We start from the raw sequence: 20,662 nt of genomic DNA on the forward strand, positions 1-20,662 counted from the left end.
GCAAACACAGCCTCTAATACTACACAAAAGTAAGCAAAATTCGATGCCAAGTGTAAATCGCTGCGTTCGAACGCAGATATCCCGCGACAATCATTCATATTCATTGCAAAATAAGGTACCTTTAGCGCTCCTTTTTATCATATTTATTACTATTTTTTGCCAAGAGAATACTGATTATGCGGTTAATAAAGTTGTTTTCGCGCCCTCTCCTGCAAGTGTTTGCTGCAGCGAGTTTGTTTGCCGTTATCGGCCAAACCAATACCCTGTATGCCAATTCGGCCAGCATGAGCCAGCCCAACTATAACTATTTTTCTGGCGGTATCTCAGAGTACTCCAATGGCCAGCGCGGCATTAATGTATATGGGCAATTTGAAATTCAAAACCAGTTTTTTGTGCTCGGCAAATATGAGCAAGTAACACGCCGGCTAGCCACCAGCGAGCGCAGCAGCCAAACCATTGCCGAAACCGGCATTGGCCGTTACTTCAGAGTGCTAGATGGTACAACAGCAGATGTATCCGTTACCGGTGGCCGCCTCTCGTTTTCGCAAAACGTATTTAATACTGGCACCAACTTTTACACCTTGAATACCGGCATCAGCCATCGAGAAGGCGCTTGGGAATTACGTGGCGGCTATCGCTATGTAGATTTCAGTGGCGAGAACTCTTATCACGGCTTTGTGGGCTCGGTGTTTTACTATGTAGCGCCGCAAATGCAACTGGGTGTGCAATTTAACGATGTATATGGCCGTTCCAGCTATACCTTTGGCGCTCGGTTTGTATTCTAGTACGGTACTACGGCTCTATTTTTCGGGCAACAGATACCGGTAACAGAACACTACCGAAAGCAAAACAATCCATGTATGCTAAATCGATTTTGAAATTTATCCATCGAGGTTAGTACGCTGCTTATTCGCCAGTGTAGCGAGTTTATGAGCACTGCTAACCAATACAACCGCCGGGCCTACACCGGCAATACTAACAACAACAGTGGTTAACCACGGGGATACTTCCTATGAGCGCTGATCAAAAATCTGCGGACACAAAAAACGGGTTGCTCAACCGTATACTCAATAAAGTAGAAGTTATTGGTAACAAACTGCCCGATCCGGCAGTGTTATTTGCTGCCTTACTGGTAATTATTTGGGGCCTTAGCTTAATCTTCGCCCAATTTAGTTACAGCGAAATCGATCCACGCTCGGGTGCGCCGGTAGAAGTACAGAACTTACTAGCACCTGCAGCCATGGCCTCTTTCTTAGCCAATATGGTAACCACCTTCACCTCATTCGCACCGCTCGGCGTAGTGCTGGTAGCGATGCTAGGTATCGGTGTAGCTGAACGTAGTGGCTTTATCAATGTAGGTATTAAATTGCTGTTGAACAACACCGCCAAAGTGTTGCTAACACCGATTCTTATCCTCGTTGCTATTGTAAGCCACACGGCAGTTGATGCGGGTTACGTATTGGTTATTCCGCTCGGTGGTATTATTTTCTATGCTGCTGGCAGGCATCCATTGGCCGGTATTGCCGCAGCGTTTGCGGGTGTATCGGGCGGCTTTAGTGCCAACTTTGTGCCAAGCGCCATTGATCCAATGCTGCAAGGGATTACCCAAGAAGCGGCGCAGTTGCTAGACCCAAGCGTAATGCTTAACCCATTAAACAACTGGTATTTCACCGCTGCTTCATCAATTGTTGTAGTGCTAGTGGGTTGGTACCTTACCGATAAAGTGATTGAGCCTCGCTTAAAAGATGTTGTGGTAGATGGCGATCCGAATGAAATTCCAACAATCGAAGAAGTAACCCCACGTGATCGCAAAGCATTTAATGCTGGCGGCCTTACCATGTTGTTAGGTGTGGTATTACTGGCGGCGGCGGTATGGCCAGAAACTTCAGCTATGCGCTCACCGGAAGGTGAAATTGCAGCCTTTGATGCCCCGTTAATGCAATCTATTGTACCGATTATCTTCTTGCTATTTTGGGTTCCCGGCATTGTGCATGGTTTCATAGCCGGTACCTTTAAAGAATCGAAAGATGTAATCGTTGCCATGTCGAAAACCATGGAAACCATGGCCTATTACTTGGTAATGGCGTTTTTCTGTGCGTTGTTCATTAAAGCCTTCGGTGATTCAAATCTTGGTATTTTGATCGCAATGAAAGGTGCGAACTTCCTGCAAGCGTTGGCTGTTCCTGGCTCGGTAACCCTCGTAGGTATTGTGGCATTGGTGGCAATTATTAACCTATTCGTAGGCTCTGCAAGCGCCAAGTGGCTATTGATTTCACCGATCTTCGTACCCATGCTCATGCAACTTGGCATCTCGCCAGATTTAACCCAGGCGGCTTACCGTGTAGGTGATTCGGTTTCCAACATTGTTACACCACTCTTACCATACTTCCCACTGGTAGTAGTGTATTGCCAACGCTATGTGAAAGGCACAGGTATTGGTACCTTGGTATCCATGATGCTGCCATTCAGCATTGCGCTCGGTATTATCTGGACCGCATTCCTATTATTGTACTGGGCAATTGGTATCCCATTAGGTGTGCAAGCGAACTACGTATACCCAGCATTATAAGTAATACTTAGTTAGCAAAAAATAAGCTGGGCTCCGCAAGGTGCCCAGCTTTTTTGTACTAAAAAGCATGCTAAGATGCACTAATTCTTGGCAATCTGCGTAACCATAGCCAAAGCGATTGTAAGCCCCCTATTTTAGTGAACGAGGTATTTATGTCTGCACCCACCTTGCCATCTTTTCTCAATATGTATCGTGAGCTAATCGCGGCACCTTCAGTTTCTTGCCTTGAGCCACAATGGGATATTAGCAATCGCCAAGTAATCGAATTATTGGGATTATGGTTATCAAGCCTAGGTTTTAAAGTAGAAATTCAAGAACTAGAGCGGCAACAAGGTAAATTTAACCTCTTGGCGAGTATTGGCCCAGAGCCCGAGCAGGTTGCAGGACAAGCGCAAGCCAGTGGCCTATTATTGGCTGGCCACACCGATACCGTGCCGTGGGATGAAGGCCGCTGGACTCGTAATCCATTCACCCTTACTGAAGCAGACAATCGCTTATACGGCCTAGGTAGTGCGGATATGAAAGGTTTTTTCGCCTTTGTTATCGAGGCGATTCGCGATCTTGATTTTAGCAAAATGAAAAAGCCCCTGCGTATTTTAGCTACCGCTGATGAAGAAACCAGTATGGCCGGCGCGCGTGAATTACACCGGTTCCCAAATTTAAAGCCCGAGTTTGCCGTAATTGGTGAGCCTACCAATATGGTTCCTGTGCGCATGCACAAAGGCCACACCACCGATTGTGTGCGAATTACTGGCCGCTCGGGGCATAGTTCCAACCCAGCAATGGGGCTCAATGCGATCAGTGTAATGCATGAAACCCTTGGCTATTTGAAGCAGCTGGAGCAAGATCTGCAAAACAAGTTTCACCAACCTGCATTTGCAGTGCCCTACCCAACCTTAAATTTCGGCCATATTCATGGTGGCGATGCCGCCAACCGTATTTGTGCATGCTGCGAGTTACACATGGATATGCGGCCACTGCCTGGTATGCGCATTGAAACCCTGCATGAAATGTTAGCTGCACATTTAGCACCCATTCATCAGTTGTATCCTGGTGCGTTAGAAATTCATGCCATGCATGAACCCATCCCGGGTTACGAATGCCCGGCCGATGCTGCGTTAGTGAAAATGGCTGAAGAAATCAGCGGCAATACAGCAGAGCCTGCAAACTATTGTACAGAAGCGCCATTTGTAGATGCCCTTGGCTGCGAAACGATCGTAATGGGCCCCGGATCTATTCGCCAAGCCCATCAGCCCGATGAATTTATTACCTTGGCGGAAGTTACGCCAGCGCAACAACAAATTCGCCAGCTCGTTAATAAAATCTGTTTCTAATAAGGCTAAAGGCTGTATGCACAGTACAATTTATATTTGCGGCGCCGATGAGGCTGGCCGCGGCCCGATTGCTGGCCCAGTGGTTGCGGCGGCAGTAATTCTTGATCCGAACAACCCAATTACTGGCATTACCGATTCTAAGAAAATTAGCGAGAAAAAACGCAACGCGTTAAGTATCGAAATCAAAGAAAAAGCGCTGGCTTGGGCTATTGCCCAATGTGATGTTGCAGAAATTGATGAACTGAATATTTTGCATGCCTCAATGCTGGCCATGAAACGCGCTATTGAAGCACTGCCAGTAGCTGCTGAGCAGGCCCTAATTGATGGCAATCGGGTACCGAAATTAAGTATTCCTGCCGAAGCTATTATTAAGGGGGATTTGAAAGAAGCCTGTATTGGCGCGGCATCGATATTAGCTAAAGTTGAGCGAGATCGGCAAATGTTGGAATGGCATGAACGCTATCCTCATTATAACTTCGCTAAACATAAAGCATATGGCACTGTAGAGCATTTAGCAGCGCTGAAAGAACACGGACCAAGCCCTATTCATCGGCGCAGCTTTAAGCCTGTACGCGACGTTTTAGAAGCGCATGCGGCGCAAAAGCCCTAGGCCCTTGAGCTTAAGCTAACAACAGCCCTAGGCTTTATATTCCGTAACGCAACTCGTAACACACAATAACAAAGGCTCCGCAGTAAGCGGAGCCTTTGTATTTCTACCCTTTGCAGAACACAATAGCGCGCTAACTTAACGCGCTAATTTAACGCATGACCGTTAGCATTTGCATTGGATCTTCCAAGAATTGCTGCCAGCGTTTATTGAAGTTAGCAATGGTAGCACCATCAATAATGCGATGATCGCCACTCCAACTCGCCACCATCATATCGCGGCCCACAACACTGCCATCGGCAGCAAAGCGCGGTAAGGTTTGCACTTTACCTAAAGCCACAATAGCCGCTTCCGGCTTATTAATGATTGGCGTAGTTACCGTACCGCCCACAACACCGATATTCGAAATCGTGATCGTGCCACCTTTCATATCGGCTTGCGCTACTTTGCCTTCGCGGGCTGCCGCGGTTAAGCGATTTACTTCTTCCGCTACTTCGAGCAGCGATTTGTTCTGCACCTGCTTAATGTTCGGCACCATCAAACCAACTTTAGTGGCTACTGCCATACCAATGTTGTGATCATCAAAATAGGTGATTTCCGTAGCATCGTCATTTAACTGCGCATTCATAATCGGGAATTCGCTTAACGCTAAGCTCATTGCTTTAATAAAGAATGGCATTAAGGTTAACCGCACACCCTGCTCTGCGTACTGCGCCTTCAATTTTGCATGCATAATGCGTAAATCAGTTAAATCGAACTCTTCAGCATAGGTGAAATGCGGAATAGTACGCACCGATTCAGCCATTTGTCGCGCCATTGCTGCGCGTACACCGCGTACCGGTTCAGTGCGTGTGCCGCCAGCAACTGGTGCTTTGCTTGCTTGCGGTGCGCTTGCAGCACTGCTGCTAGTGGCACTAACGCTTGCAGAGTTATCTAAATCTTCTTTGAGAATGCGGCCTTTTTTACCAGTACCCTGCACTTGCGTAAGATCGATATTCGCTTCACGAGCACGGCGGCGTACCGCTGGGCTAGCTAATACTTTACCTTCTGCCGCTGGCTGAGGTGCTGCAAATTCACCACCCGCTGGGCGTGCTGTAGAAGCCACCGCCGGCGCACTTGCAGAACTCGAAGCAGCCGAATTTGCAGATGGCACTTCTGCAGTAGCTGAATCATCAGCAACAGAACCGGCTTCCACAATGGCAAACAAAGGCTCGCCTACTTTGGCAATCTCACCTTTGGCATAATATAATTTACCCACGGTACCATCTGATTTAGCTGGGATTTCCACCACAGCTTTATCGGTCATTACCTCTACAACAACCTGATCTTCCGCAATGGCATCACCTTCTTGAACTAACCATTCAACAATTTCACACTCTACGATGCCTTCACCAATATCTGGCAAAATGAAATCGGTAGCGGCGCCATTACTTGCAGAAGTTGTGCGTATTTCTTCTGGTTTTGAATCCGCCGGTGCCGCAGGCTGTGGTTCGCTTTCTGCAGTTGCTGGTGGGTTACCACCCTCTGCATCAATCGCAAACAATGGCTCGCCTACTTTGGCGATATCGCCCTTGGCATAATAAAGTTTGGTTACTGTACCATCAAATTTAGCAGGGATTTCTACCACTGCTTTATCGGTCATTACTTCTACAACAACCTGATCTTCTTGTACTGAATCGCCTTCTTTAACCTGCCATTCAACGATTTCACACTCTACGATACCTTCACCGATATCTGGCAAAATGAAATCCGTGCTCATGCGAGTTCCTCTTAGTAATTCAGTGAACGCTTAATCGCTTCGTATGTTTTCAGATGATCTGAAAAATACTCTTTTTCATGCGCTAGCGGATACGGTGTATCAATACCCGATGCGCGCATTACTGGCGATTCAAGATATAAAAAGCATTGTTCTTGAATGGTGGCGGCAACTTCACTACCAAATGCCATGGTATGCGGCGCTTCTTGGCTTACTACCACACGCCCAGTTTTCATAACTGATTTCGCTACCGTTTCTACATCCCAAGGTAAAATGCTGCGTAAATCCACAATTTCAACGCTTACACCATCTTTCTTGGCAAGTTCAGCAGCCCGCTCAATTACTTCAACTTGTGCACCCCAGCCCACTACCGTTACATCAGTACCTTCTTGCACTACTTCGGCTTTGCCCAGTGGCAAGGTGTATTCTTCTTCCGGAACTTCACCTACCGCTGCGCGATATAAGCGCTTCGGTTCCATAAAAATTACTGGGTTTGGATCAAAAATGGCGCTCAGCAGTAATCCTTTTGCTTGATACGGATTACGCGGCATTACAATTTTTAAGCCTGGTGTATGGGCAAAATAAGCTTCTGGTGATTGCGAATGATAATGGCCGCCATGAATACCGCCGCCGTATGGCGTACGAATGGTTAAACCACCAACATTAAATTCATTACCTGAACGATAGCGGAACTTCGCCGTTTCATTCACAATTTGATCAAAGGCTGGAAAAATATAATCGCCAAACTGGATTTCTGCCACCGGAAAGCTACCTTGGGCAGCTAAACCATTCGCGAAACCGATAATACCTTGCTCAACCAGCGGAGTATTGAAACAACGATTGCGGCCATATTTTTCTTGTAAACCACTGGTAGCGCGGAAAACGCCACCAAAATGGCCCACATCTTCACCAAATACAGATACTTTATCGTTCTTCGCCATGGCCACATCAAGGGCACTATTGATGGCTTGGAGTAAATTCATCTTTGCCATTATTTCACGCCCCCTGAAGTGTTTGGATAGGCATCTGGGTATTTTGCGATATGCTGTTTCAGCTCCGCGAGTTGCGCTTTCAGCGCATCGGTTGGCTCTGCATATACATCGTTAATAATTTCATCAATATGCGGCACTGGAACTTTCTCCGCTTCTTTTAACGCGGCTAGCACCGTTTCTTTATGCTGTTGTTGCTGCTTATCGGCTTCTTCATCAGTTATCCAGCCTTGCGCTACCAACCACTTACGGAAACGAATCATAGGCTCACGAATACGGCGCTCCTCTTCTTCTTCCCGCGAACGATAGCCAGTGGGATCATCAGAAGTTGAGTGCCCAGCCATACGATACGACATGGCTTCAATCAATACGGGCTCATTTTCTTCCACAGCTAAGCGGCGTGCTTCTTGGGTTGCTTTGTATACGGCAAAAATATCGTTGCCATCTACGCGAATTGCTTTCATACCATAGCCTACGGCACGCGGCGCAATACCATCGCCCGCAAACTGTTCGGCAGCTGGAGTAGAAATTGCGTAACCATTATTACGGCAAAAAAAGATAACGGGAACTTTCAGTACCGCAGCCATATTCATACCGGCATGGAAATCACCTTCTGAAGCGGCACCTTCACCGAAATAACATAGGGTGCAGGTTTTATCTCCACTCTGCTTTTGGCCATATGCATAGCCAGCAGCTTGCGGAATCTGCGTTCCTAGTGGTGAAGAAATGGTCATGAAGTTTAATGCAGCAGAGCCGTAATGCACTGGCATTTGCCGGCCCTTACCCAAATCTTTGGCGTTCGAGAACAGCTGGTTCATAAACTGTTCAATCGTGAAACCGCGAAACGCAAGTGAACCTTGCTCGCGATACTGGCCCATAATCATATCTGCAAACTCAAGCGCGGCAGCGGAACCTATTGCTGCAGATTCTTCACCCAATGAAGATAAGTAAAAACTAATACGGCCTTGGCGCTGCGCTGCGATCATGCGCTCATCTAGCACACGAATAAACTGCATGGTGCTAAACATTTTTAAAGCGAGCTCTTTATCGATCTCAGGCAGCTCTGCGCCCTTGTGCACGGTGCCATCTTCTTTTAGCAACTGATACATCGGAATGTTCAGTGCATTGCCGCTAATTACCTGCAGATCGGTTACCACTGCGGTTTTTTGCGGGTCTTTTGCCATTTGCTTAGCCATAGCGCTCTCTCTATGATGTTATAACTTTGTGGCGAACTTTACCTTTACGTTAACTGCGTTGCAAACTTTGTTGCTACAGTTTACTACAAATTACTGTTCATTCATGCGTACAGCGGAAATTTCGATGGGCGTAACGGTAAGCAGGGCGCGTTGCCCGATAGCAACGTTCGCATTAGGAAAGATAACCGCTTCGCCATCCACTTCAGCACGGATCTGGGTATCACCATCTTCAGCCAATACATCACCCTTCCGAAAAGCAGTGAAATTGGCCAGATCAGCGGAGAAATTCAACCGAAAATCAGCTTGGGTACGGTTAATGCTGCGGAGTACTTTATAGATAGTAATCGCTAATTCATTCGGGTTACCGCTTTGCTCATAGCTGCTGTAACCCTCGGTAAGTAGGTGCTGTAACTGCTGTTTGGTTTTGGCAAACTTCTGCATATCGTTTTCACCAAATGGCCGAACTTTGCCCAGTTCAAGAGTAAAAGCATCAGCAGCAAACTCATTTACAGAAAAATAGGAAAATGTAGTGGTAGGGCCATCATGCAGCAGCACTACAGGTACATCTAAAGCTGCTAATAATTGCAACTGGCGCTTGGAATAAGGCTTGCCATTCTGATACGGATACACGGCAAATTTTTCATGCTTGGAATCACGGATTGCCGTGTGCATATCGTAATGCATGCGCTGGCGGCCTCTGCCACCTTCGTTATAGAAGCGCCGCACATAGCCTTCAATTGCTTTGGCGCGTTCGCGCTCTTTGTTCTGCACCTCACCTTTACTATGAGCGCCACTAAACAACCGGTTCATGTTCTCTTCTACAAATCGCTCACCTATGTTGATAGCGGCAGGATTGGCAATTAAAAACAGTACACGAGTTTTCAATTGCAGCGCACCGCAACGAATGGCCTCAATTAAGCTATCACATATCTCAATGGGAGCGGTTTCATCACCATGTACTGCACTTGATAACACTAAATCGAAGGGTGATGCTTCCTGTGCAGGAGTAAAACAAACAACACCGCTATCCCAAATTTCCATGCGGGTGCCATTAGCAAGGGTTTGTTGTACATCGATTGCGGTTCCCCATTCATGCTGTAGGGTGAACTGTAGAAAATTCTGCTCGGTAAACTGAGTAATCACAAAAACTCCAAGTTGCTTTTAAAGATCGCCTTTCTGCTTCGGCCCAGGCTGGTAATTCTGCGTAGCTAATAGCGCACGGAGCACATGCGAACGATATTCACGGCGATACAATACAGCAACCACAATAATACTAGCGGCAATTAATAACCAAGGGCTTACAAACCAAGATAAATAGGCTAATACAAAATAATAGGCGCGTAAGCCATAATTATATTCGTGGCCGGCTTGATCAAGAACTTTAGCCGCATGCAACGAAAAAGCAACTCGTTCTTCTTGTGTTACGGTAGCGCGCGATACCGATGGCGCCATACCCAATAAAATCGACACAAAGCCAAACTGGCGCACCGCCCAAGTGAATTTGAAAAATGCATACACCATAATACCAGCGATACCGGAAAGCTTGAGCAGCACTAAGCCATGGCTTTGCTCCACGGTAAACGGAATTTCCTCGAGCACACGCACAAAGGCATCATTCGATGCCACTACCGTAAGCACACCGGCAAGCACAAAAATCGTTGAGGATGCAAAGAAGGTAACGGTTCGTTCCACATTCCCCACCAACGCGGCATCGGCAATATGATTATCTTTGCGCACTACAGCATCCATCCACTCTACGCGCAAAGTGCAAAGAATACTGGAAAGTGAATGATGGGTTTTAGCCCGTTTACGGGCAAAGATAGCGTAGCCTACCCAAATGCTCACAAACCAACAAAAGGCAACAATATCCAATAATGGAATTGAGAGCATTGGGTATTCTCCTAATATTAGTTCACTGTAACTGCCGCTTCGTTGGCGTTTTTGTTACGCGAAAAAAGGTGTTTAAAATCATCGAGTACCATATATAAACATGGTATCAACAACAGCGTAATTACGGTAGCAAATAGAATACCAAACGCTAATGAAATCGCCATGGGTATTACAAATTGCGCCTGCATGCTGCGTTCAAGTACGATAGGTGTTAAGCCCATAAAGGTAGTTAATGAAGTAAGTACAATTGCCCGGAAACGCGAGCATCCTGCACTCACTACCGCTTCTTGTAAGCTATTCACTTTATCTCGCGTATTATTCACATAATCCACCAAGATCAAGCTATCGTTCACAACCACCCCAGCGAGCGCTATGATACCAAATAAGCTGAGTAAACTCAGTGGCATTTGTAAAACAAAGTGACCGAAAATAGCACCAATAATACCGAACGGGATAACCGACATAATAATCAATGGTTGGCTATACGATTTCAACGGTATCGCTATCAAAGCGTAAATGCCAAACATAGCGAATATCGCGCCTAGTGCTAACGATCTCAGCGCATCTCGCTCATCTAAACTAGCCCCTTCTAAACCAAAGCGAACCTGCGGGTAATGCTGCAAGATTTCTGGTAAATAATTTTGCTGTACATCCCGCACTACCGAGCTTGGCTCTACTCTATCTTTGTCCACTCGCGCGCGCACATTCACGCTACGCACGCCATTTACCCGATTAATAGTACTGAAGCCATCACCTACGGAGCTGGTGGCTAATTCGCGGAATGGAATTTCGCGGCCATCCGCAGTGCGAATTTGCATATTTTCAAGATTACCAATCGATTGCCGTTCAGCTAACGGGTAGCGCACCATTACCCTTACTTCTTCGTCGTTTCTAGGCAATCGCTGCGCTTCAGCGCCATAGAAGGCATTACGAACTTGGCTCGCTAAATCTTGTAGGGTAATACCGGCAGCATCCGCTGCTGGCAGTAAGCGCATTTGGATTTCTTCGCGTGGCGGACCGAAGGTATCGGAAATATCAAATACGCCACCATACCCTGCCAGCACTGTACGTAACTCTGAAGCTGCCGCAGCTAGCGCATTAAGCTCGGTACCACTGAGTTGAAACTCAATATCATACCCACCACCTGGGCCGCCAGCAGAGCCACTAAAGTTAAGATCTTTTACCCCGGCAAGTTCCGGAACGCGTTCGCGCCATTCATTAATAACTCGAAAACCATCAATTTCTCGCTGCTCACCTTTTGATAACTCAACGAATAATGTGCCCCGCTCTGCACTGTTCAAGAACATATTCACGTGCGCTAGTAACTCTTCACCATGTTCCTGCTGGTATTCATCATTCATTGTGTATAGTTCAGCACGAATGGTTTCCAGCGTTCGCGCCGTAACTTCTTCATTGGTACCTGGCTGCATTTCTACGTTTGCTTGTAAAAAATCACTCGGAATATTCGGGAAGAATACCCATCGTACAAAACCACCGGAAAGTAACCCCCCCATAATAATGGCTAAGGCAACAAAGCTGGCAATGGTTGTGTAGCGATGCTTTACACAAAAATGAGCAAATGGCCGATAACGGTTTTGTACAAAGTTTTTTAAGCCATCAGCGAAGCGATTGCGAAAACGTTGAAAGCCATTTTGCTTTGATTCTTGGGTTTTTGAGAACTTCATGCCATTAATGTGGGCTGGAAGAATCCATTTCGATTCCACCAACGAAAACAGCAAACAAAAGATAACAACATAAGCAATAGATTCCCATATCGGTGCCATTGTGCCCCCCACCATGAGCATTGGTAAAAATGCCACCACCGTGGTAAGTACCCCAAAAGTTGCCGGAACCGCTACCTTTTTAGCACCGCGAATTACGTTATCTTCTGTTTTGCCATGCTCCTCAATTTCGGAGTAAGCACTTTCTCCGATGATAATGGCATCATCCACCACGATCCCCAATACGAGTATGAACCCGAACAAAGAGATCATGTTGATAGACACATTAAATGTGCCTAAATTCATCATCGCCAAAGCGCCTAGAAATGATACCGGCAGGCCGATCATCACCCAAAACGCTAAGCGCAGTTGTAGGAACAAGGTAAGTGCAATGAACACAAGAGCGATACCGAAATACATGTTTTTCAGCATTAAATCGAGGCGGCCTTGCAAATAATATGAACTATCCCCCCAATGCGCTAGCATCACCTCTTCCGGCAACGTAGGTGCTTTTTTATCAATGTAATTTTTTACTGCTTTCGCAATGGCTAAATCATTTTGTTCGCCTACCGAGTTTACCCTTACAAAGGTGGCGCGGCTGCCATCAAATTCAGCAAATGCACGAGTTTCAACGAAATCATCACGCACAATAGCGATATCACCGATAGTTAAACGGGTACCATCGGGGTAGCGTTTTAGCACGATATCTTCAAACTCGGCACCACTGTAGCTTTGCCCTTTTGCGCGCAATAAAATATCACCGGTAGGAGTACGAATGGTGCCGCCAGGAATATCAATAGAGCTGCCACGCACCGCTTGTACTACTTGTTGGAAGGTTAAGCCGTGTTCACGCAACTCGTGTTCGGTGATTTCGATAGCAATTTCATCATTGCGAGAGCCCACCAAGGTAGCATTAGAAATGCCTGGCAACGAGCGGATATCATCGCGAACTTCACGCGCTAAATTTTTCCGCGAACGTTCATCTAGGTCGCCATAAATAGACACCCAAATAATCGGTTGTTGCGGCCGAATCCGATACACCAAAGGGGGTTCAATTTGCGCTGGAAAGCTCGATATACTATCAACTCCCATGCGCACTTCATCCATCACTTCTTGAATATCATAGCCACTTTCAACTTCGATACTTACCGTGCCCATCCCCTCATTTGCGGTACTCGAGATACGCTTAATACCTTCAATTTCATCAATGGCATCTTCAATGCGGATCACAACCCCCTGCTCTACTTCCTGCGGAGCCGCGCCAGGATAAACTACCCGAACACTAATAATGTTCGGTTCAATGGTGGGGAAGGTTTGCTTACGAATTTGAAAAACCGCTACAATACCTGCCACAATAATAAGAAACATCAGCAAGTTAGCAGCTACACGATTACGGGTAAACCAAGCAATAATTCCTGTTTCACGCTGCATGCTTATTCCTCACTCACTGGTTCACGAACTACTTGTTCGATATCTTCAGGAGTACGCACACGCATACCATTCAAAGGCGTTTGCAGCTGAGTAAGCATTACCCACTCACCATCGCCAAGCCCACCGGTAAGATAAACACTATTGCGATCACGGCGATATATTTCCACCGTGCGTTGCTCTAATGTACGCTCTGGTGTAATTACCCATAGTTGCGCATTACTGTTCACCGCGTAGCGCGGTAATTCAATCAGGTTTGCTACTTCAATACCGCTAATTTCGGCTCGCACAAAACGGCCAAAACTAAGTGGTGTTGGGTGCGAATCGGTTTTGCGGTTGTACGGATCGGCAACTTCCACTACTGCGAAAGTAACACGGCGGTCTGGATCCACTACGCCTTCAGTACGTGCTAAATAGCCTTGCCATTCATGGGTTACTCCAGCTACTTCGGCGCGTAACCGCACACTCGGGCCAACGAAATCCTCGTCTCTACCCACTGGCGCATCAATCAGCGACAAATCGAAATCGGCAAGCGGTAAGCGTATTTCCGCAACATTGGTGCCAAATAAGGTACCCACATTACTGTTCATTGAAATAAACTGGCCTAAGTTTACATTTCTACTTTGCAGCACCCCAGCAAACGGTGCCTTAATTTCGGTACGCTGCAGATTACGCTCTGCCTGTGCAAACCGTGCTTGTGCTGATTGTAAGTTCGCTAATTCACTGGCAAGTTGTGGGCGCCGCAAGCCGAGCTCTGGGATTTCTCCCGCTTGAATGGAACGCCATTCAGCTTCCGCAACTTGGCCTCGAGCACGCTCTTCCGCAACCGCAGCTTGCGCACGTGCTAAATTTGCCCGTGCTTCGTCTACATTACTCTCGTAATCAAAGGGCTCTAAGCGCAACATCGGTTCGCCTACATCGAAAAAACCGCCCGCTACGAACTTCGGTGATACCCACACAATGCGGCCACTTACTTCCGCAGTAATCTGCGTAGCATGCAATGGCATTACATTACCCTGCCCTGGAACCACAAACTGCACCGTTTTACGTTGTGCCTCGATGTACTCTACCAACACCGGTAACCGATCACTCGGCACTTGCTCAGGAGCTTGGCGCATTGATTTCATCACGAAAAAGATGACAACGGCGAGGGCAATAATAGCGAGAGGAAGTATTAAATAAAGCCAACGAAATGATTTTTTTTGTTGGTTTAATTGTGGTTGCGTCATGATTACGGTTTACCTTATATGCACACAAAATGGCGTGTGATCGAAGCCCCTGAGCAGGAATTGCAGTATCACCACCAAGCTTATTTTTTTAACAGGTTTGTATAGCTGCGCATTATCTACTCAATAACGGCCAATGTCAGTGTTTTGGATGAGATTAAAGGAAAATTAATTGCTAGAAAAATGTAACGAACTATTACTCTGTATTCTCTGCTGCGGAATTTGCTCCGGAAATGCTCACGAGCTCTAGCCATTTTTGTTTGCGCTGCACGGTAACTAAGCCCCAACTTACCCGCACTTGTTTGCCGCCTTGGCTGCGCTGAATTTGCGTTTGTAACTCATTGAGCAGCGCAAAACTAGGCGCTTTTACCTGCCGATGATACAACCACGCGCGTAACAAGCCACGCTGCATTTGCGCAGATAGCTGCCACCAATCAGTTAACCGCAGCCGGCCATCACTTTCTAAGCGTTCTGCTAATCGCTCGGCCAACAATTCATCAAGTAGTGCGCTTTGTTCCGCACATAACGCTGCCGAGCGTGATGCGGTAGTTAAGAATTGCGGCCAGCGCTCGCACAGCACCGGCACTACCTCATGGCGCATAAAATTGCGTTCAATTCGGGTATCCGTATTGGTGGTGTCTTCAATCCACTCCACAGCAAACTGCTGCGCGTAGGCATAAATCTGTGCTTTGCTCACTGTTAATAATGGCCGGCAAATCCGTTGCGCATTCTGAAAATCAGCAATTGCCGCCATTGCTGCCAAGCCTTTTGGGCCGGCACCTCGCTTTAATTGCAGTAATAAGGTTTCTACTTGATCATTTTGATGTTGGCCAAGCAACAATACCGCATCATCGCTCATTAGCTCTGCCATGCGCTGATAGCGCGCTTCCCGCCCCTGCTCTTCTTTACTCATACGCGGCCCCTGGAGCACTGCCAGCGGCTCCACAATGGCATCGATATTGGCACGCGCGCAATACGCCTTTAGAAACGCGGCCCATTGCGGAGAATCTGGGTGGAAATAATGGTCTAAATGAATGGCTAAATAGCGGTATTGTGGGTGCTGCTCACGATAACGAAGGGTAAGATCCAGCACGGTTTGCGAATCTGCACCACCGCCCAGCGCTACCACAATTTGCTGGCCAGGCTGCAACTGCAGTGCCGCCATTTGCTGAGCATAAACCGGAAATAAATCAACGTTGGCCAAGCAAAGCTCCTTAAATGCAAACGGCCGCTTTAGAAGCGGCCATTGAGCTGGTTAATTATAGCCGAACGACATCAGCTTTTTATAACGCCGCTCTAACAGCTCTTCTTTCGAGAGCCCCGACATTGCATCAATGTCGATCAACAACCGTTGCTTCAAGCGCTTGGCAATTTCTTCGTAATCGCGATGCGCACCGCCCAATGGCTCTTCGATGATTTCATCAATCAAGCCAAGCTCTAATGAACTCTGCGCAGTAACGCCCATGGCTTCGGCAGCTAGTTCTGCTTTGGTTGCGCTTTTCCATAAAATCGAAGCACAGCCTTCAGGTGAAATTACCGAATAGGTACTGTATTGCAACATATTTACTTTATCGCCAACACCAATTGCCAATGCACCACCAGAACCACCTTCACCAATTACGGTGCAAATTGTGGGTACTTTTAAACGCGCCATTACTTTTAAGTTCCGCGCAATGGCTTCACTTTGGCCACGTTCTTCAGCACCAATCCCTGGATAGGCACCCGGTGTATCGATAAAGGTAAGAATAGGCATATTAAAGCGCTCGGCCATTTCCATTAGGCGTAATGCTTTGCGATAGCCCTCAGGTTTTGGCATACCAAAATTGCGCCGCACCTTTTCTCTGGTTTCCCGGCCTTTTTGCTGGCCAATCACCATCACCGGCTTGCCATCAATACGCGCAATACCGCCAACGATAGCTTTATCGTCTGCATAGGCACGGTCACCCGCCAGTTCATCGAACTCGGTGAAGATCATATTAATGTAATCAAGGGTATACGGGCGCAGCGGATGGCGCGCTAATTGCGCCACTTGCCAAGCACCCAGATCGGAAAAGATCTTTTCCGTAAGTTCTTTACGTTTTTTCTGAAGCTGCTTCACTTCTTTTTCTAGGTCGATATTCAAATCGCCCTTCGCACCCACCGCGCGCAACTCGTCAATTTGCGCCTGTAGTTCTGCAATTGGTTGTTCAAACTCTAAAAAATTCGGATTCATTTAGTAGCTTCCAGGTTCTATTCAAAGCTCAGTTGCACGCAAGTTTCGCCCAACTGCAATTTTAATTCGTATAATACATCGTCGCTCGGCTCAATAAACCACTCCGGAGCCGATTCTAATAACGCCTGAGCGCCATCTAGCTTGCAAACAAAACGAACTGGACAGGTTCCCCGCGGTGCATCGCGGATGATCTGTATCACCTGTTGTGGAATCGCGTTATCTGTAAGTGTAAGCGATAATTCTAATGCACGCACGTATTGTGCCCGCGCTTGTTCTAAGGTCATAACTTCGCTGGCGGTCATTGTATTGCCCCCAGCGAAAGAATCAAATCGGATCTCTCCTTTCATCCAGAGAATTTGGTCTTTCTCTAGTAACGCTTCATATTGCTCATACTCTCGATTAAATAAGCGTATTTCAATACGAGCGCTCTTATCATCTAGTGTTACCAAGCCCCAGCGCTGATTCTTTTTGTTGATCATCGAGCGGGTATCTAGCACTAAACCGGCCACCGAGAGCTGTTCACCTTTGCGTGTGGCGCGAATATCGGCTATTCGGCAGCTGGTATACTTACTTAGCTCTTCACGATACTGATTCACTGGATGGCCGGTTAAATACAAGCCTAACGTTTCTCGCTCACCCTCTAGCCATACTTTCTCTGGCCACTTAGCAACATGTTCAAATTCATGCTCAATTTTATCGGGTTCAGCTGCCAACACACCAAATAGATCGTGCTGGCCTACTTCTTCGGCTTTCGCGTGTTGCTCAGCTTGGCGCATGGCTTTATCTAAGCTAGCCATCAGCGTTGCCCGATGTGGCCCAAGCGAATCCATGGCACCTGCTTTAATTAGGCGCTCCATTACCCGGCGATTCAGTTTCTTCAAATCTACCCGGCAACAAAAATCAAATAAATCGGTAAACGCACCGCCTTCCGAGCGGGCGGCAATAATTGCTTCTATCGGCCCCTCGCCCACCCCTTTAATAGCACCAATACCGTATACCACATGCCCGGCCGTATCTACCGCAAATTTGTGTTGGCCAACATTAACATCCGGCGGCAAAATGGTAAGCCCCATACGCTCACATTCATCTACGAGGGTTACGATCTTATCGGTGTTATCCATATCCGCCGACATAACCGCGGCCATAAACTCGGCTGGATAATGTACTTTCATCCATAGGGTTTGATACGAAACTAACGCGTACGCCGCAGAATGCGATTTGTTAAAGCCATAACCTGCGAACTTCTCCACCAAATCGAAGATTTTCATCGCCAATTCAGGATCAATATTGTTATTCTTCGCGCCCTCAGCGAATACCGCGCGCTGCTTAGCCATTTCTTCTGGCTTTTTCTTACCCATAGCTCGGCGTAATAGATCGGCTTCACCAAGCGAATAACCGGCCATTACCTGGGCTATTTGCATTACCTGCTCTTGGTACAAAATAACGCCGTAGGTAGGCTCTAGAATCGGTTTTAAGCAATCATGCTGCCACGTAGCGTCTGGATAAGAAACGGCCTCTTTACCGTGTTTTCGATCAATAAAGTTATCTACCATACCCGATTGCAGTGGGCCTGGCCGGAATAAGGCCACTAAGGCGATAATATCTTCGAAACTATCCGGCCGTAAGCGCTTAATCAGCTCTTTCATACCCCGCGATTCCAGCTGGAATACTGCCGTGGTATCACCTTTTTTCAACACATCGAAACAGCGGCTATCCGTAAGTGGAATCGATTCAATTAAAATAGGCTGTTCACCATTTTCAACACGGCGTGGATTCACCATGTCTAGCGCCCATTGAATAATGGTAAGCGTGCGTAAACCCAAGAAATCGAATTTAACCAAACCGGCCGTTTCTACATCATTTTTATCAAACTGAGTAACCGGGAAGCGGCCTTCTGAATCACAATACAATGGCGTGAAATCGGTAATAGTAGTGGGGGCAATTACCACCCCACCCGCGTGTTTACCAGCATTGCGAGTTACCCCTTCAAGCCGGCGCGCCATATCAATTACTTCACGTACATCATCATCACTTTCGTATAATTCTGGTAAGCGCGGTTCTTCCACAAATGCTTGTTCGAGGGTCATGCCCGGTGTGGGCGGAATCAGTTTCGAGATACGATCAACGAATCCATAGGGGTGCCCGAGCACGCGGCCTACATCTCGCACTACCGCTTTTGCCGCCATGGTACCGAAGGTAATAATCTGCGATACCGCCTCGCGGCCATATAACTCAGCAACGTGATCAATTACCTCATCACGGCGATCCATACAGAAATCAACATCGAAATCCGGCATAGAAACCCGCTCGGGGTTCAAAAACCGTTCGAATAGCAAATCAAAATCAAGTGGATCCAGATCAGTAATTTTTAGCGCATAAGCCACCAATGAACCGGCACCGGAACCTCGGCCTGGGCCTACTGGAATGCCGTTATCTTTACTCCACTGAATAAACTCCATTACGATCAAGAAGTAGCCAGGGAAACCCATGTTATTGATTACTTCCAACTCAATCGCTAAGCGCTCATCGTAGGCAACACGTGCTTTCGCGCGCTGCTCGGCATCTGGAAATAAAAACTGCAGGCGCTCTTCTAGGCCCTCTTGCGATTTCTCTACTAAGAATTCATCTTCAGTAAGGCCGCCAGTAGGGAAGTTCGGTAAGAAATATTCGTTCAAGCGCACGTTTACGTTGCAGCGCTGGGCTATTTCGATGGTGTTTTCGATGGCTTCGGGGATATCGGCAAATAGTGCCTGCATTTCTTCGCTGGTACGCAAATATTGCTGCTGAGTATAGCGTTTCGGCCTGCGCGGATCGGCCAAGGTATAGCTATCGTGAATCGCCACCCGAATTTCATGCGCTTCGTAATCATCTTCTTTGAGAAATACTACCGCATTGGTTGCCACCACGGGTAAGCCATGTTCGCTGGCAACCGCTACTGCAGCATGCAGGTAATCTTCTTCATTAGGGCGGCCAGTGCGGGTTAGTTCAAGGTAGAAACGATCAGCGAAGTGCTGTTGGTAGAAGTGCAGGCTATTATCGAGTGGCTTGTGTAAGTTACGCTGTAACGCACGCCCTACATCACCATCTATGCCGCCTGAGAGCAACAAAATACCCTCGCCCCAGCGCGCCAACCATTCTTGGTTAATACAGGGTTTACCGGCGCGGTGGCCAGCAAGGTAACCTTCGGAAATCAGCACGGTAAGGTTTTTATAGCCAATATCATTCATAGCTAATGCGGTTAACCGAAATGGTTCTTCCGGCCAATCGGCACTTAAAACATTAAGATCGGCACCAATAATTGGCTTTAACCCAAGCCCGCGGCTAGTTTGGTAATAACGCACTAAACCACACAAATTCATTTCATCGGTGAGTGCCATAGCAGGCATGCCCAACTCGGCTACACGATTACAGATTGGTTTTACTTTTTGTAAACCATCCACCATCGAGAAATCACTATGAATTCGTAAATGAACAAAGGGCTGTGCGCTCATAAACTCCCGCTTGCAATTGTTTTTATTAGTACAAGCTACTCTGCAACTGATGGCCGCATGCAATAGCCGCAAATAATGGTATTATTTTAGCGGCCTATTTTCGCTGTACTGATCATTTTTATGAAGTTAGCCATTGTGCCTTAATCCACTAAGAGTGTCATCTTTACCAGGGGGCTTTACGAAGATTTATAAAGATGAATCAGCTGTGCTGTGCTCGGCAATATTATTGAGGGAATTTATCTT

14 protein-coding genes are annotated in these 20,662 nt (G+C 47.1%); 4 read left to right on the forward strand and 10 right to left on the reverse strand.

From position 1 onward, the window contains the following. Positions 1-176: 176 nt before the first annotated feature. From ACNA7P_RS03110 to rnhB, 4 genes are all read left to right on the forward strand, one after another. Positions 177-785: a hypothetical protein gene (locus ACNA7P_RS03110; protein WP_416257148.1), complete on the forward strand. Its 609-nt coding sequence runs from the start codon at positions 177-179 to the stop codon at positions 783-785. A 227-nt stretch (positions 786-1,012) separates the two neighbouring features. Next, the gene (locus ACNA7P_RS03115; RefSeq protein ID WP_416257149.1) at positions 1,013-2,569 is read left to right on the forward strand and encodes an AbgT family transporter; all 1,557 of its coding nucleotides are present in this window, start codon (positions 1,013-1,015) and stop codon (positions 2,567-2,569) included. A 152-nt stretch (positions 2,570-2,721) separates the two neighbouring features. Beyond that, on the forward strand, positions 2,722-3,903 hold the full coding sequence (argE, locus tag ACNA7P_RS03120) for an acetylornithine deacetylase (protein ID WP_416257150.1): 1,182 nt from the start codon (positions 2,722-2,724) through the stop codon (positions 3,901-3,903). After that, the gene (rnhB, locus tag ACNA7P_RS03125) at positions 3,827-4,513 is read left to right on the forward strand and encodes a ribonuclease HII (protein WP_416257151.1); all 687 of its coding nucleotides are present in this window, start codon (positions 3,827-3,829) and stop codon (positions 4,511-4,513) included. The genes argE and rnhB overlap by 77 nt, the downstream gene beginning before the upstream one ends. 148 nt (positions 4,514-4,661) lie before the next feature. Here the strand turns inward: rnhB and ACNA7P_RS03130 are convergent, their stop codons facing one another. From ACNA7P_RS03130 to dnaE, 10 genes are all read right to left on the reverse strand, one after another. Further along, positions 4,662-6,269 carry a dihydrolipoyllysine-residue acetyltransferase gene (locus ACNA7P_RS03130; RefSeq protein ID WP_416257152.1) on the reverse strand — a complete coding sequence of 536 codons (1,608 nt, stop codon included), beginning with the start codon at positions 6,267-6,269 and terminating at the stop codon, positions 4,662-4,664. Between the two features lie 11 nt (positions 6,270-6,280). Then, the gene (locus ACNA7P_RS03135) at positions 6,281-7,258 is read right to left on the reverse strand and encodes an alpha-ketoacid dehydrogenase subunit beta (protein WP_416257153.1); all 978 of its coding nucleotides are present in this window, start codon (positions 7,256-7,258) and stop codon (positions 6,281-6,283) included. Beyond that, on the reverse strand, positions 7,258-8,439 hold the full coding sequence (locus tag ACNA7P_RS03140) for a thiamine pyrophosphate-dependent dehydrogenase E1 component subunit alpha (RefSeq protein ID WP_416257189.1): 1,182 nt from the start codon (positions 8,437-8,439) through the stop codon (positions 7,258-7,260). Before ACNA7P_RS03140 ends, ACNA7P_RS03135 begins: the two co-directional genes overlap by 1 nt. Before the next feature lie 102 nt (positions 8,440-8,541). Beyond that, positions 8,542-9,594 carry a succinylglutamate desuccinylase gene (astE, locus tag ACNA7P_RS03145; RefSeq protein ID WP_416257154.1) on the reverse strand — a complete coding sequence of 351 codons (1,053 nt, stop codon included), beginning with the start codon at positions 9,592-9,594 and terminating at the stop codon, positions 8,542-8,544. An 18-nt stretch (positions 9,595-9,612) separates the two neighbouring features. Further along, the gene (locus ACNA7P_RS03150) at positions 9,613-10,341 is read right to left on the reverse strand and encodes a DUF599 domain-containing protein (RefSeq protein WP_416257155.1); all 729 of its coding nucleotides are present in this window, start codon (positions 10,339-10,341) and stop codon (positions 9,613-9,615) included. 17 nt (positions 10,342-10,358) lie between these two features. Beyond that, on the reverse strand, positions 10,359-13,493 hold the full coding sequence (locus tag ACNA7P_RS03155; RefSeq protein ID WP_416257156.1) for an efflux RND transporter permease subunit: 3,135 nt from the start codon (positions 13,491-13,493) through the stop codon (positions 10,359-10,361). Between the two features lie 2 nt (positions 13,494-13,495). After that, positions 13,496-14,719 (reverse strand): efflux RND transporter periplasmic adaptor subunit, encoded by a 1,224-nt coding sequence (locus ACNA7P_RS03160; RefSeq protein WP_416257157.1) that lies wholly within the window; start codon positions 14,717-14,719, stop codon positions 13,496-13,498. Between the two features lie 193 nt (positions 14,720-14,912). After that, positions 14,913-15,920, reverse strand: a complete 1,008-nt coding sequence (tilS, locus tag ACNA7P_RS03165) for a tRNA lysidine(34) synthetase TilS (RefSeq protein WP_416257158.1) — start codon at positions 15,918-15,920, stop codon at positions 14,913-14,915. A gap of 51 nt (positions 15,921-15,971) precedes the next feature. After that, positions 15,972-16,928 carry an acetyl-CoA carboxylase carboxyl transferase subunit alpha gene (gene accA, locus ACNA7P_RS03170; protein WP_416257159.1) on the reverse strand — a complete coding sequence of 319 codons (957 nt, stop codon included), beginning with the start codon at positions 16,926-16,928 and terminating at the stop codon, positions 15,972-15,974. A 17-nt stretch (positions 16,929-16,945) separates the two neighbouring features. After that, complete coding sequence (dnaE, locus tag ACNA7P_RS03175) at positions 16,946-20,419, reverse strand: DNA polymerase III subunit alpha (RefSeq protein WP_416257160.1); 3,474 nt, start codon at positions 20,417-20,419, stop codon at positions 16,946-16,948. Positions 20,420-20,662 lie beyond the last annotated feature (243 nt).

Origin of the sequence: Aliidiomarina sp., assembly GCF_047920995.1 — a bacterium.
In the GTDB taxonomy this organism is placed as follows: domain Bacteria; phylum Pseudomonadota; class Gammaproteobacteria; order Enterobacterales; family Alteromonadaceae; genus Aliidiomarina.

Excerpts from the sequence above, each read along its gene's own strand:
- ACNA7P_RS03110 (WP_416257148.1), top strand. The coding sequence starts at position 177 with ATGCGGTTAATAAAGTTGTTTTCGCGCCCTCTCCTGCAAGTGTTTGCT.
- ACNA7P_RS03115 (WP_416257149.1), top strand. The coding sequence starts at position 1,013 with ATGAGCGCTGATCAAAAATCTGCGGACACAAAAAACGGGTTGCTCAAC.
- argE (WP_416257150.1), top strand. The coding sequence starts at position 2,722 with ATGTCTGCACCCACCTTGCCATCTTTTCTCAATATGTATCGTGAGCTA.
- rnhB (WP_416257151.1), top strand. The coding sequence starts at position 3,827 with ATGAATTTATTACCTTGGCGGAAGTTACGCCAGCGCAACAACAAATTC.
- ACNA7P_RS03130 (WP_416257152.1), bottom strand. The coding sequence starts at position 6,269 with ATGAGCACGGATTTCATTTTGCCAGATATCGGTGAAGGTATCGTAGAG.
- ACNA7P_RS03135 (WP_416257153.1), bottom strand. The coding sequence starts at position 7,258 with ATGGCAAAGATGAATTTACTCCAAGCCATCAATAGTGCCCTTGATGTG.
- ACNA7P_RS03140 (WP_416257189.1), bottom strand. The coding sequence starts at position 8,439 with ATGGCAAAAGACCCGCAAAAAACCGCAGTGGTAACCGATCTGCAGGTA.
- ACNA7P_RS03150 (WP_416257155.1), bottom strand. The coding sequence starts at position 10,341 with ATGCTCTCAATTCCATTATTGGATATTGTTGCCTTTTGTTGGTTTGTG.
- ACNA7P_RS03155 (WP_416257156.1), bottom strand. The coding sequence starts at position 13,493 with ATGCAGCGTGAAACAGGAATTATTGCTTGGTTTACCCGTAATCGTGTA.
- ACNA7P_RS03160 (WP_416257157.1), bottom strand. The coding sequence starts at position 14,719 with ATGACGCAACCACAATTAAACCAACAAAAAAAATCATTTCGTTGGCTT.
- accA (WP_416257159.1), bottom strand. The coding sequence starts at position 16,928 with ATGAATCCGAATTTTTTAGAGTTTGAACAACCAATTGCAGAACTACAG.
- dnaE (WP_416257160.1), bottom strand. The coding sequence starts at position 20,419 with ATGAGCGCACAGCCCTTTGTTCATTTACGAATTCATAGTGATTTCTCG.